The sequence below is a fragment of the Lujinxingia vulgaris genome (assembly GCF_007997005.1).
In the GTDB taxonomy this organism is placed as follows: Bacteria; Myxococcota_A; Bradymonadia; order Bradymonadales; family Bradymonadaceae; genus Lujinxingia.
In genome coordinates, this window is the sequence record NZ_VOSL01000014.1 from 42,015 (window position 1) to 55,483 (window position 13,469).

Sequence of the window (13,469 nt, forward strand, 5' to 3'; positions counted from 1 at the left end):
ATGGCTGACGATAAAAAGACGAAGGAAGCCTCCGGCGGACGCCGCTCGGCCCGTGGCCGCCGCGCCACCAAACTCGACGAAGATAAGAAGGTGGCCGTGAGCGACGAGGCGGCCGCACCGGTCAAGAAACCGTCGTCGAAGAAGACATCGGCCAAAAAAGAGGAGCCCGCCGAGAAGCCCGCTGCGGAAAAAGCCGAGACCACCGAGAAGAAACCCCGGCGCACACGCTCCAAAAAGAAGGACGAGGCCACGGTCGACGCCAGCGCCGAGACGGCGGCCGACGAAAGCCCTGCGGCCGAGAAGAAGCCCCGACGCACACGCTCCAAAAAGAAGGAGGAGGTGAGCGAGGCGACCGACGAGGCCCCGAAAGCCAGGAAGTCCAAGAAGGACGACGACAAAGACGAGAAGAAGTCCAAGTCCAAGAAGTCCAAAAAGTCCGAGAACGACGACGACAAGGACGACAAAAAGTCCAAGAAGTCCAAGAAGTCTGAGAAGGACGACGACAAGGACGACAAGAAGTCCAAGTCCAAGAAGTCCAAGAAGGACGACGACAAGGACGAGAAGAAGTCCAAGAAGGACGACGACAAGGACGAGAAGAAGTCCAAGAAGTCCAAGAAGGACGACGACAAGGACGAGAAGAAGTCCAAATCCAAGTCCAAGAAGTCTAAAAAAGACGACGACAAGGACGACAAAAAGTCCAGGAAATCTAAAAAGGACGACGAGCCTACGGCCACGCGTCGGGGTGACGTCGAAGATCCGATCGTGGCGCGCGGTGAGGCCTGGCTCGGGGAGTTGTTTGAGAAGATGCAGCTCGAGCTGAGCGCCTCCGGGAGCTTTGACGGCGACAACTACATCTTCAATATCAGCGGCGCGGACACCGAGCTGATGGTGGGACGCTCCAGCCAGTCGCCGCGGGTGCTGACCGGCATGCAAACTCTGCTCTCGGAGTACCTGGGGCGCGAGGCGCGCGGCAACGTCGTGGTGGACATTGGCGGGTTCAAACAGAAGCGCCAGTCGCACTTAAGCCACGTGGGCGCTCGCCTGGGCGAGGCGGCCCAAAAGGTCGGGCGGCCGCTGCTGGTGGCGGGGCTCAGCGCCTTTGATCGCCGCGTGATCCACAAGCGCATCGACGATATGGACGGTGTGAAGAGCGAGAGCACCGATCACGGGATCTTCCGCAAGCTGAAGATCGACCCGAGCTGACCGAAGGACCTGATGAGCGCCCCCTGCGGGGGGCGCTTTTTGCTTTGAGGGACATGATGACGGGCAACGCGCCGACCATCGCCGCGATCGCCACCCCCGCGGGCAGCGGGGGCGTGGGGATCGTGCGCATCAGCGGGGGAGACGCTGAGACCATTCTGGAGCGGATGGTGCCGGGCTGGCCCCGGGCCCACCCCACCCACCTGATGCGCTTAAGCCGCCTTGTCGACGAGGATGGCGAGCTGATCGATGAGGCGCTGGCGGTGATCATGCGCGGGCCGCGCAGCTACACCGGCGAGGACGTGGTGGAGCTGCAGTGCCACGGGGGGCCGATTGTGCTGCGGCGCGTGCTCGATCGGGCGCTGGAGCTGGGCGCGCGCATCGCCGAGCCCGGGGAGTTTACGCGGCGCGCGTTTCTGAACGGGCGCCTCGATCTCACGCAGGCCGAGGCGGTGGCCGACCTGGTCAACGCCACCACGGACGCAGCCCATCGCCTGGCGCTGGAGCACCTTCAGGGGTCGCTTGGCGAGGAGATCCGCGCCATCGTCGAGAGCCTCACCGTGGCGGCGGTGCTCATTGAGGCCGCCCTCGACTTCAGCCACGAAGAGCACGTCTACCAGATCGAGCGCGATGAGATCGGCCAGCGCATCGACGGGGCCAGCGCACGACTTCGGCAGCTGCGCGCGAAGTTCGACCAGGGACGCCGCCAGCGCGAGGGCGTGCGGGTGGTGATCCTGGGCGCCACCAACGCCGGAAAATCCACACTTTTCAACACCTTACACGGCACCGAGCGCGCCATCGTCACCGAGATCGAGGGCACCACGCGCGACTTCCTCGAAGAGGAGATCCAGCTCGAAGGCGTGGCGCTTCGGCTGATCGACACCGCCGGGCTGCGCGAGACCGAAGATCGCGTGGAGGCCATCGGCATTGAGCGAAGCCGCGAGCTTGGCGAGCGGGCCGATCTTCTGCTGCGCGTCATCGATCGCAGCCGCCCGCTGCGCGCCGAGGAGCGCGAGGCGCTTCACGAGGATCTTCGCTCGGGGCGGCCCACTCTGCTGATCGGCAACAAGAGCGATCTCGACGACGGGCGCAGCGACGAGGATCGCGCGCTCTGCGCCCGCTTTCCCCACCGCGTCGACTGCGCCCTGGGTGCCTCGCCGCCCCTGGGCACCGACGCGCTCATCGACAGCCTGGCGAGCCTGGCCCGCGAGCTGACCTCTGGCGAAGGCGTGCTGCTCAGCCGCGCGCGCCATCTTCAGGGGGTCGTCTCCGCCATCGACGCCCTGGCCCGCGCCCGTCAGGCGCTGGAGATGGAGATGGAGCACGAGCTCATCGCCATCGATCTTCGCGAGGCCCTCGACGCCCTGGGCGATATCACCGGCAAGGTGCGCACCGACGATATCTTGCAGCGCATTTTTTCGGAGTTTTGTGTGGGGAAATAAGGGGGGTGGGGGTGTGCGACGTAGGGAGCTTCGGGTGGGGGGATGAAGGTGCGCGGGGTGTGGTTGGGTGGTTATGGGGTTGGGTGGTTGTGGGGCCCGGGCAGCGTGCGGGGTGGGTCGATTCGTGTGTGCGGATGGGGGAGCGCGTGGCGCCGCGTCTTGATCAACGGCCCGGATCGCCGCAGATCCCACAGCTATTTTCGTCATCAAAAAGCCGCCCTGAATAAAAAATGCACAAAAACTTCGCGCGTTCGCGACTAAGTTCCCGACATTCACTGATGAATGACGACCGGGAGGTTTTTGATGCGAACACGATTGTTGCGCAGGGCACGACACGTTGTCTTTCTTGGACTCGCCATCGGCGGCCTGGCGCTGCCTTCACTGGCGAGCGCCGACCACGGGCATTCGTCGTCCACGTCCGTGGTCTTCATACCGGGCCCCTTTATGACGCTGACCTCGTCGACCTCGACGACCGGGGCGGCGTTCTTCGCGCCGATGTTCACCACGGTGAAGCTCTTTGCCGACAGCGGTGAGGCCTCCGAGGAGATGGTGGCCTTTCTCAGCAACCATCAACGCGATCTTCAGCAGGATCTAGCCCTGGGAGGCGGCGCCACGCTTGATGCGCTGGCCAGCATGATGGCGGTGCCTGCCGAGGAGCGCCGCGCCTTCTCGCGCTCGCTTTTTGAAGAACGCCACGCGCTGATGAGCGCGCTCGCTCACGATCAGGTGGGGGTGGAAGAAGCCACCCGCTTTCTCAGCGTGTTACGCGACGCCGGGCTCATTGAGGGCGCGTGATTCGCCCGGTCATTGCGACCCGTCGCGGGGTAGGTGCACGACCCGGGGTTGAACCTCAGCCGCATGGCATAAGGGTGAGGCGCCTCTCCCGCTCACACACCGCGGGGTATGCGCAGACCTTGCTCGCGCGGATGCGTCATCGGCCTCGATGCGCGTCCAACGCAGCGGTGGCCGCCGCCTGACTCCGGTGCTAAGGTGCCGCCGAATTTCGAACTCGTACCGGGAATGTGGCGACGTGACGTACAGGTCGTGGTGGATGGGATGTGGATTGAGTCCGGCTCGTAGCTGCTGCGCGCTGGTCATGATGGCGGCTGTGAGCATGCTGGCGTCGCCTGCCAGCGCCGTCGAAGCGCTCGAACAAGCCGCCGCGAGCGCGCAGCACGCCGTCGCTCGGTCGCATCACGCTCACGTCGCGGTCAGCCGGGCCTCACGGCTTGCGCAGCGAGCCAATCAGCGTGCCAGCGCCTTGAGCGAGGAGTTGTTGCGACGCGCTGGCGAGCGCGATGTGCTGGCGGCGCAGACGGAGGCCCGCGTCGCGGAGCTTCGCCGAAGGTACGGGCTGATCGTCGATAGGCCCGCGCGCTGGCAGCCCACAGAGATCGCCGCCATCCACAACGGCGCCCGCGCCCTGCCCGATCCGCTCTTTGAGCGTCTTCGACGCCAGCCGGTGCGACTTGTGCGAGAGCAGCAGGCCTGCCTCTTTGGGATGGGGCGCTACAGCGAGGCCTGCCCGACCTTCAGCGACGACGCGCGCGCGTTCTACATCTACGAGAGCCCGCCCCTGCTGGGGGAAGGGCCGGTTCAGGAGTACGCCGTGCTGCGCGCCGAAGAGCAGCGTGAGCTGCAACTTCGGCGCGCGGTGGTGCACCTGGTGATGGCGCTCGAAGATCGCGCGCGGGGCTGGTCGAACACCTTTGACTGGCAGCAGGTCAACGGCTGGCATGTGGCCATGCGCGGGCCTCATAACCAGGACGTCTGGGGTTACGCGCGGCCGATGGGCATGCGCAGCGCGCACCTGGATTTTGTGACCTTTGCGGAGTCCTATTTTGTCCGCCCCGAAGATCTTCTGCTGGAGCGCCAGGATCAGCCCGAGGTTGCGCGCCGCCTGGAAGATCTCGACCCAAACGCCACGCTGGGCTGTCAGTTCTTTACCGCCTCGCGCGCGCTCCGGGGCGTGATGGACGAGCGCGCTCCGGGGTGGGAAGAACCCGAGCGGGTGTTGCCGCGCGCGGCGATGGCCGGCGCGCGTTGTCCGGCCTTTGAAGCCTGGGCGCGCCTCGATGATCTCGATGGTTTTGATGTGCTGCTGGCCGCTGCGACCTCCCGCCCCCAATCCCTCTATGGCCATCTTCTTTTGCACGTGAAGTATCGCGGCGGCGGGCTTGTGCGCGGGATGGGGTTTGAGCCCGTCTACCAGTTCGGCGCGCTCACCGACAGCAATGTCGATCCCGTCGACTACCTGATCAAAGGCGTCGTCGGGGGCTTTCCGACCGTGCTTGAGCTCAACTCCTTTCGGGGCGTCGACCGCCTCTTTTTGCAGTACGAGAAGCGCAACCTTCGCCGCTTCACGCTGCAACTTAACCCGCAGCAATCCCACCGCCTGCTGGAGCGCCTCTGGGAGAGCGAGCGGCGAACGCTCTATCCGTACCGCTTCCTCAACGCGAACTGTGCGTCCTTTCTGGTCGACCTGATGGAGCCGGCTCTGGGGCTGGATCTTCCCGAGCGCGACGGGGCGATCATCATGCCGACCGATGTGCTCGACCTGTTGGCCTCGGTCGACAATGGCGACGAGGGGCGACTTCTTATCAAGCGCCCCGACACCCTGCGCAGCGGGCGCGAGGTTGCACAGGAGGCCGCGCGCAAACGACGCGCGCTGCTGCTCAGCCTGGCGGACGCCATCGACGCCGACCGCCGCACCCGCGCCCACTTTGACGCGCTGCTTGAGGCGCTCGAAGATCCCGAACCGGCCACCCGCGAGCGCGCCTACGCCAACGTCGAAGCGCTCTTCACCACCCTGGCCACCGAGCACCCCGAGCAGGCGCAGCTGCTGGTCGACACGCTCTACAACAGCGTGCTCGTCGAGCGCTTCTTTATGGACAACGCCCACTATGCCCGGCGCGCGCTGCTCTTTGCCGCCCAGGGCCCGCGCCCTCAGCTGAGCGCGCAGGAGCTGATCGCGCGCCGCCGCGAGCTCTACCGCGACGAAGATCTCGTCGCCCGCGCCGAGGCCCAGGCGCACTGGGCCGCCCACACCACCATCGACATCGATCCCTCCACCGTCTCGTGGAGCCCCGACGAACAGGCCGTGCTCGATCATGAGGCGAAGACGCGCGCGAGCTACCTGCGCGCGCTCCAGGCCCAGTCCAGGCTCATTGAAGCCCACCTCCCCGATTGGGACGGCGTGGCCTACCTCGACGCGCGCGCGCAGCGTTACCTGGAGCGGATGCAGGCCCTCGACGCGCGCTCCAAAGCCCCCTCCGGCCGCCACCGCCTCACCTTAGGGGGCGGCGCCACCGACGCGCTCCGCACGCACCTGGAGCTCTCCTACTCGCCCATCGAAGATCGCCTGGGCGAAGTTCGCCAGCGCGGCTACCGGGGCGATATCGAGTCGCGGGTCTTCGGGCTGGACCTGGCCGCCGAGCTCGGTCCCGATCTTCAGCAGACCGCCGAGACGCTGCAGGCCGATCTGGTGATCTTCCGCTACGCCAGCCTCCAGCGCACCTACGGGGCGGTGCGACGCGGCTTTTTGGACGCGGCCGGCTGGGCGCTCGATCTTCGGGCGAGCCACGACGGCCGCCGCGATCTGTATTTCGGGCTCAGCGCCACCCCTTCCCTCTTGATGCCGCTGTGGCGGGCCCGCGATGACGTCAACCACCTGGTCGTGGGGCTGGGCGCCTACGTGGGCTTTGACGCCCACCGCGAGAGCAGCGCGCTGCTCGGCGCCGACTTGCAACTTCGGGGGCAGCTGCACCTTTTTGGAAGCTACGCCAACGTGCTGCGCCTGTGGGCCTCCAGCGCGCAGCTGGCGAGCCTGCCCGGGGGGTGGCGCTATGAGGTGCGCGCCGGGCTGGCCGCCGAGCTCCTGCTCGCCACCTTCGACGAGTCGCCGCTGGTGGTCGGGCCCTTTATCGACGCCCTCTACACCACCCGCGACTACCGCCCCCTGGACGATGGCCAGAGCCCCTTCTTCGGCACCTGGCGCGCGGGGCTTCGCGTAGAGCTCCCCTTCTAAACTGCGATCCTTTGCCGGCCTCAGCGCGCTCGGCTGTCGATCATGATCGTGACCGGCCCGGCGTTGGTCAGCGAGACGTTCATCATCGCCCCGAACTTCCCGGTGCCCGTGGTGATGCCGCGGGCCCGGGCGCGGGCCACAAAATCCTCGTACATCGCCTCGGCCGGCTGTGGCTTCATCGCGTCGACAAAGCTCGGGCGCCGCCCGCGGCGAGTGTCGGCGTAGAGCGTAAACTGGCTCACGACCAGCAGCTCGCCAGCGATATCGAGCAGGGAGAGGTTCATCTTGCCGGCCTCATCCTCAAAAATGCGCAGGTTGATGACCTTCTCAAAGACGTAGTCGAGGTCCTCCTCGGTGTCGCCCTCTCCGCAGCCCAGAAGCACGAGAAGTCCGCTCCCACACTGGCCGATCGTCTCGTCGTCGACCTCGACCCGGGCCTGATGAACGCGTTGAATCAATGCTCGCATACCGCTCCTTATGATGGAGGCAAAGGTGATCGTCGGGGCCCTCGTGCGGCTACTTTTGCGCCGGGGCCTGTGTTATTACGCCGTAAGCTATCGTTGACCTCGTATCTGCTGCGTTGAGAACACCTCGGGCAGCGTTGCAAAGCCTCGACGATGCGAAAGCATCGCCTGTGTTTTGCGCCTTGCCCGAGAAGCTCTCAATTTCGCAGCTATCGACGTCAACTTCTGCTCACGGCGTCGTACCTTTCGCGCGTTTTCCCTCCGTGGGTCCACCCCCGATTTACCCCTCCCCCGCACGGTTTCTATGCTCACCCTCGATACACTCAACGCCATCTCCCTCACTCGCCGACCGATGGGCCAGGTGATCTTTGCGTCAGGTGTGCTCACGCCGAACTTCAAAAACCCTCTGACGCGCACCGACATCCGCATTGAGGGCATGGAGAAGTTGCCGCGCGATCGGCCGGTGATTTTTGCGATGAACCATACCGACCGCTACAACTACTGGCCCTTCCAGTGGCGGCTCTGGCGCGATGAGGGGATGTTTACCACGACCTGGGTCAAGGGGAAGTACTACAACAACCCGGCGATCCAGACCTTCATGATCAAGATGAACAACCTGGCGGTGCCCTCGCGCGGCTATCTGATCACCGCCGACGCGGTGCGCCTGCTGGGGAGGCCGCCGGCCGAGCGCGCCTACCGCATGGTGCGCAAAGCGGTGGACAGCGGCAGCACCGACACCCGCGCGCTGCGCGAGCAGGCCGCCGAGGAGGGCGTGCTCTCCGATGTGGTGGCCCTGCTCGATACCCCCCGCGACCTGCTCGGGCTGAACTTCGATCCGCAGACCCACAACTACCTGGAGCGTATCAGCGAGCTCTTTAAGAAGATGATGGATCGCTTTGTGGAGCTGAACGAAGAGGCCTTCGACATCGGTCTGCACGTGCTGGTCTTCCCCGAGGGCACCCGCTCGGTGCGGCTGCAGGAGGGGCGCACCGGGCTTGCGCAGATGGCGCTGCGCATGAAGGCCACCGTGGTGCCGGTGGGCTGCAACGGCTCAGATCTGGCCTACCCGGGCAACAGCCCCCTCTCCAGCGGTGGCACGATCGTGTATCGCCTGGGCGAGCCGATGACGCCCGAGGGCGACCTCGCTCCTTTTGCGATCGTGGAGGATTACACACCCTTCACCCTGGAGGCCGAGCGCGACCACGCCGAGGCGTTCCGGGGGATGACCGACCTTGTGATGGATCGCATCAACGACCTGCTCGACGAACGCCACCAGCGCCTGGAAGGCCACGAGGGCAAGGTCAAAGGGGCCAACCGCTTCATCTGAGCGCGGGGAGGTCCGACCCTCGGTCGTGCATTTTGCCCACGCTGTGCGGCGATGATGGCCGACCCTCGGTCGTGCAGCTCGGCGCGATGTGTGGCGATGATGACCGACCCTCGGTTGTGCATCTGCCGCGTCGCGCCTCGATATTCTACCCGTACATCGCGTCGATCTGGGTCGCGTAACGCTCGGAGATCACCCGACGTTTTAACTTCCGCGTCGGCGTCAGCTCGCCGCGGGCCTCATCGAAATCCTCGGGCAAGAGCGTGAAGCGTTTGATGGTCTCCACGCGGGCGACCTTGCGGTTGATGCGGTCGATATGACCCTGGATGTGGGCCTGAAACTCCGGGTCGTCGGCGAGCTGGCGAAGGTCGGTGGGGAGGTCATGCTTTTTTGCAAAGGCCGGCGCCAGATCGGGGTCCAGGGTCAGAAGAGCGCTTAGATACTTGCGCTGGTCGCCGATCACGACCGCCTGGCTGATCACATCGAGCTCTTTGAGCCGGGCCTCCAGGGGGGCCGGGGCGATGTTCTTGCCGCCGGAGGTGATGATGATGTTCTTCTTGCGGTCGGTGACTTTCAAAAAGCCGTCGGCGTCCAGGCTGCCGATGTCGCCGGAGTGCAGCCAGCCATCGACGAGGGTCTCGGCGGTGTTTTCGGGATCTTCGAAATAGCCCATGAAGACGTTGGGGCCGCGAAAGAGGATCTCGCCATCGTCGGCGATCGCGATGTCGACCCGGGGCATCGCGCGCCCCACGGTGCCGAGCTTGCTCAGGCCGGCGCGGGGGTAGTTCATGGTGGTGGGGCCGGAGCCCTCGGACTGCCCGTAGATCTCGCGGATGACGATGCCCAGGCTCATAAAGAACTCCAGCACATCGGCGCCGATGGGGGCCGCCGCGCTGATCGCCAGGCGGAGGCGGTCAAGCCCGATGGGCTCGGCGACCTTGTCGAAGAAGAGCTTTTTGGCCACGGCGTAACGCAGCGCGGTGACGCCGCGGGGGGCGCCATGCTCGACGATGTCGTGGCCGGCCTCCACGCCCGCCTCGCGCGACCAGCGCACGATGGAGGCTTTGAGCCCGGTGGCCTCATTGAGGCGGCTCTCCAGCACGGCGCGGAACTTCTCCCAGACCCGCGGCACGGCAAAAAAGAGCGTGGGGCGAGCCTCCACCAGCGCGTCGCGCAGCTTCTCGACGCTCTCGGCAAAGTAGACCGGGTAGCCCAGGGTGATCGCCAGGTGAATGGTGAACATCTGCTCGGCGATGTGCGAGAGCGGAAGGTAGGAGACGACGCAGTCGCCCGGGCCGGCGCCGGTCTCACCGATGAGCGCGTCGCCCACGACCTCGAAGGCCATGTTGGCGGTGATGGCCAGGTTGTCGTGGCTGAGCATCACCCCCTTGGGAGCTCCGGTTGTGCCGCTGGTGTAGATCAACGTCGCCAGCTCCTGGCCGACCAGGGCCTCAATGCGGCGATCGACCTCGTCCTGAAAGTCGCGGCCGCGCTTCAAAAAGGCGTCGAAGCTGATCACACGACCATCGTCAACCAACTCGGCGTCGCGGATCATCACGACCTGGAGAAGGTGTTCCAGCCCATCGAGGATCGTCGCGGCTTTCTCCCACTGCACGCGATCTTCGAGCACGAGCACCCGCGCGCGGCAGTGGCCGGCGATATACGCCATCTGCTCGGCGCTGTCGGTGTGGTAGATGCCGGCGGGGACCGCCCCGGCGATCATCGCGCCGACGTCGGCAAAGACCCACTCCGGACAGTTATAGCCGCAGATGTTGATGCGCTCGCCAGGCTCCACCCCGAGCGCGACCAGCGCGCCGGCAAAGGCCCGGGCGCGCCGTCCGTACTCCGCCCACGAGATCGCCTGCCAGACGCCCCCCTCGTTGTGGTGCATCGCCGGCGCGTCGCCTCGCCGGTCGGCTTGCTCAAGAAAGCGATCGATCACCGTGTCGCGCATCTTCGTCCTCCGAGTGGGGCGGGTGTTGCCAACGAGGCGGGCTGTGGTGCGTGTCGTATGGGAGGAGTGTAAATCGCGCGCCTCGCGCGCGCCAGCGTCCTTGATTGTGACCGACCCTCGGTCGGACATGTTCGTGTCATTCCGCGATGTTGCGCGACCCTCGGTTGTGCATTCTGTCGCGATGCTGCAGCGAAGATGACCCACCCTCGGTCGTGCTACATCTTTGAAAAACCAACAAAAAACCCCGGAGCGGCGAGCCGCTCCGGGGTTCTTTCATCACATCCTATTCATGGTCTCTCAGCGCACGATCGTCAGGTCCCAGCCCAGCAACGTGCCGGTGTCGGCGCCGAACCCGTCGATGACCTGCAAGGACCAGCTTCCCTCGGCTTCGAGCCCGACGAACGCGTCGGCCTGGTAGCTCTCGAAGAAGTCTTCGCCGGCTACACCGTCAGCCTCGCGCAGCACGATCGAGTCGCCGTTGGGGTGAATCAGGCGAACTTCAAGGTCGCCGATGAAGCTGTGGGCCACCAGCACATCGACGCTCACCTCAAGGGCGGGGCCCTGACCGGTGATCTCGATGGTGCTGAGGATGCCGTCGGCATCGTTGTCGGGGATCGCAATCTCCTCGTCGCTGGAGAAGGTCGCAGGCTCCCCTTCGCAGAGCGGCGAGTCGATGCAGGCGTCGTCGGCGCAGCTGAGGGTGTCGCCGCAGACGGGCTCGGGCTCCGGCTCCGGCTCTTCAAAGACGGGGATGTCGGTGGCGCGGGCGCTCAAGAACTCTTCGACGTAGCGGTAGGAGATGTAGCCGTAGCCATCGGGCACGCGCTCATCGGCGTGGTCGGTGCCCCAGCTGCCGGTGCCCCAGCTGTTTTTGAAGATGAAGAAGCCCGACTCGGTCATCGGCTCGCCGTTCTCGTCGAGCATCACCTCGCCATTCTCATCGAGGCGCTCGACGGTCAGGGTGTCGTCCCAGCCCACCAGCAGGAAGGCGTGACCGGCTCGACGCGCGCGGCTGTCGGCCTTATCGGCCTCATTGGGGTAGAGGACGTAACCCTTGCGGGCGTACTCGCTGTTGGTAGGCAGCGAGGAGGCGCCGTGGTTCCACGACTGGTAGTAGAAGTCCCCGCCGGCGACCACCGCAGTGCCCTTATTCTTCATGATGGCTTTGATGTCGCGCTCGCGCGTGGAGATCCAGCGGCTCGAGGGGAGCTTCCACTTCTCGGCGTCGACGGCTTCCTGGGGCGGGTGCCCGTTGGTGTGGCACTCGGTGGGGCGTTCGGCCTCATCACCCACGCAGCGCTCGTCGTCGGAGGCGCCCCAGGGACGCGACTCGTAGGGCCAGAAAGCCTCCTCCACGATCCCGAAGTTGCTGATCGCGCGCAGGTTGTAGGTGGAGCTGGAGCCGGAGGTGTTCGGGAAGGAGTTGACCTCGAACTTCGCCGACCACTGCAGGTACTGCTCCGAGAAGTCTTTGTCGGGGAAGGTGCCTTCCTTGATGTAGAGGTGCTCCATCAGGGCGACCGCCGCAAAGATCGAGCAGACCCCGCGGCTTCCCTGGTTGGCGGTGGGCGACTGCAGTGCCAGCAGCTCGTAGTTGGTCGGCTCAAAGACCTCATCGCCCTTGGCTTCGTTTTGAAGCGAGGCGTTCTCGGGCGCGCCATCAAGAAGGGTGTCGAGGTTTTCAAGCGGCGGCGCAAAGACGGCGCTGTTATCGGTGTTGGGCTCTTCAACCCCGGTGCCTTCACCGCAGCTCGCGAGCACAAGGCTCGCGCCGATCGCCAGCAACCACCACTGTTTGGTGTTCATCGCCATAAAGAGTCTCTCAAAGGAAGATGCAAAAAACGCAGGGTTATCGTGGAACGCGCAGCATCGTCAGCATGCCATGACGCCGCGCGTCGATGTCCATCGAAGTGCCGGGCACCATAATCAAATGCCCGCTGAAATTGCAACATGTTACCTACATCAGCCTACCCCCTGCCCCGAGCGGGTGAGGGCGGTCGGAAGCCGGCTGAAACAGACCTGTTTCAAGCGTCCCGGAGAAGCTCCCAAACGTCGCAAAATTGTTTCAGGTCTGCGACGGATGTTTCAGAACTGCGCACCACTGCTGTGGCTCTCGGGCCCTCGCTCTTCTACCTCTTCTGCCCACGAGGAGGTTCCATCACGAGCCTGTACTCTTAGTATCGTGAGCATTGACGGGATCTTGCGTCCCGCGCGCGATGTTTCTCTTTCGGAGAGGTCTTCGCCCCTCGCTGTCGAAGGGTCGACGAAAAGGCGTCGTGGTATGAAGTTTGCTCAAACCTCTCCCTGAGTTCCCCCGTAGTGCCCTTCAACCCCGCTAAAACGAGTACGCTATGACGGTTAAAGATTTGACGACGCAGGCCGAGGTAGAGGCGATCATGGCACCGGACGGTCCGGCCGCGCTGATCGATTTCTGGGCCGGATGGTGTGGCCCCTGCAAGATGATGGCGCCGCAGTTTGAGGCGGCGGCCGAGGAGATGGCCGACCAGCCGGTGGCCTTCTACAAGCTGGACACCGAGAACTACCCGGCGCTTGCCCGGGCGTTTAACGTGCGCAGCCTTCCGACCCTGATCGCAGTGCGAGAGGGGCAGATTCAGGAGGTTGCGATCGGGGCGAAGAGCGCCGCGCAGATCGTGTCGCTGGCGCAGCGCATCAACCCGGATCGTCCGCCGGGGTTTTTCAAAAAGCTCTTTGGCGGGTGAGCTCAGCGCGGTGACCAGGGATGTTTCGGTAGTTCGGATGCGGGCGCGTTCTCCCCGGGGTCGTGGCGAGTTGAAGTGCACCGCGGACGTGGGTGCAGAACTCCGTGTTCTGGTTGTTCTGGCCATGGACGCATGGGCCACCGCCTCGCGTGGCCGGTGATGTCAACGCGACATGTTTACGTGATGCTTTGTCTTTCTTTTTTGAGGAGATGCCCATGACGCGTGTGGGTTCAGCAGGTTCGGATCGTGCCGATCATTTTCCTCGCACCCAGCGAAAAGGGCCGAGATGGGGGGTTGTGTTGCTGGCTGCTGCCCTGCTTCTTTGGGCCTGCGAGCGA

General features: G+C 64.9%; 9 protein-coding genes. 6 read left to right on the forward strand and 3 right to left on the reverse strand.

Annotation, left to right across the window (positions count from 1 at the left end; genetic code table 11):
* From FRC96_RS03085 to FRC96_RS03100, 4 genes are all read left to right on the forward strand, one after another.
* On the forward strand, nt 1–1,203 hold the full coding sequence (locus FRC96_RS03085; protein WP_146972601.1) for a hypothetical protein: 1,203 nt from the start codon (nt 1–3) through the stop codon (nt 1,201–1,203).
* A gap of 53 nt (nt 1,204–1,256) precedes the next feature.
* Complete coding sequence (gene mnmE / locus FRC96_RS03090) at nt 1,257–2,642, forward strand: tRNA uridine-5-carboxymethylaminomethyl(34) synthesis GTPase MnmE (RefSeq protein WP_146972602.1); 1,386 nt, start codon at nt 1,257–1,259, stop codon at nt 2,640–2,642.
* Nucleotides 2,643–2,945: 303 nt separating this feature from the next.
* A complete protein-coding gene (locus tag FRC96_RS03095) occupies nt 2,946–3,437 on the forward strand; it encodes a DUF3015 family protein (RefSeq protein WP_230469812.1) in 492 nt (163 codons plus the stop codon).
* Nucleotides 3,438–3,756: 319 nt separating this feature from the next.
* Nucleotides 3,757–6,669 carry a DUF4105 domain-containing protein gene (locus FRC96_RS03100; protein ID WP_230469813.1) on the forward strand — a complete coding sequence of 971 codons (2,913 nt, stop codon included), beginning with the start codon at nt 3,757–3,759 and terminating at the stop codon, nt 6,667–6,669.
* Nucleotides 6,670–6,689: 20 nt separating this feature from the next.
* Here FRC96_RS03100 and dtd read toward each other — a convergent pair whose 3' ends face one another.
* Nucleotides 6,690–7,136 carry a D-aminoacyl-tRNA deacylase gene (gene dtd / locus FRC96_RS03105; protein ID WP_146972607.1) on the reverse strand — a complete coding sequence of 149 codons (447 nt, stop codon included), beginning with the start codon at nt 7,134–7,136 and terminating at the stop codon, nt 6,690–6,692.
* Between the two features lie 301 nt (nt 7,137–7,437).
* Between dtd and FRC96_RS03110 the strand changes: the two genes are divergently transcribed.
* Nucleotides 7,438–8,460 carry a lysophospholipid acyltransferase family protein gene (locus FRC96_RS03110; protein WP_146972608.1) on the forward strand — a complete coding sequence of 341 codons (1,023 nt, stop codon included), beginning with the start codon at nt 7,438–7,440 and terminating at the stop codon, nt 8,458–8,460.
* 145 nt (nt 8,461–8,605) lie between these two features.
* Here the strand turns inward: FRC96_RS03110 and FRC96_RS03115 are convergent, their stop codons facing one another.
* Both FRC96_RS03115 and FRC96_RS03120 read right to left on the reverse strand, forming a co-directional pair.
* Nucleotides 8,606–10,411: an AMP-dependent synthetase/ligase gene (locus tag FRC96_RS03115; protein WP_230469814.1), complete on the reverse strand. Its 1,806-nt coding sequence runs from the start codon at nt 10,409–10,411 to the stop codon at nt 8,606–8,608.
* A gap of 297 nt (nt 10,412–10,708) precedes the next feature.
* A complete protein-coding gene (locus FRC96_RS03120) occupies nt 10,709–12,223 on the reverse strand; it encodes a proprotein convertase P-domain-containing protein (protein ID WP_146972611.1) in 1,515 nt (504 codons plus the stop codon).
* A 539-nt stretch (nt 12,224–12,762) separates the two neighbouring features.
* Here FRC96_RS03120 and FRC96_RS03125 point away from each other — a divergent pair.
* Nucleotides 12,763–13,131 (forward strand): thioredoxin family protein, encoded by a 369-nt coding sequence (locus FRC96_RS03125; protein ID WP_146972613.1) that lies wholly within the window; start codon nt 12,763–12,765, stop codon nt 13,129–13,131.
* The last annotated feature ends 338 nt before the right edge of the window (nt 13,132–13,469 follow it).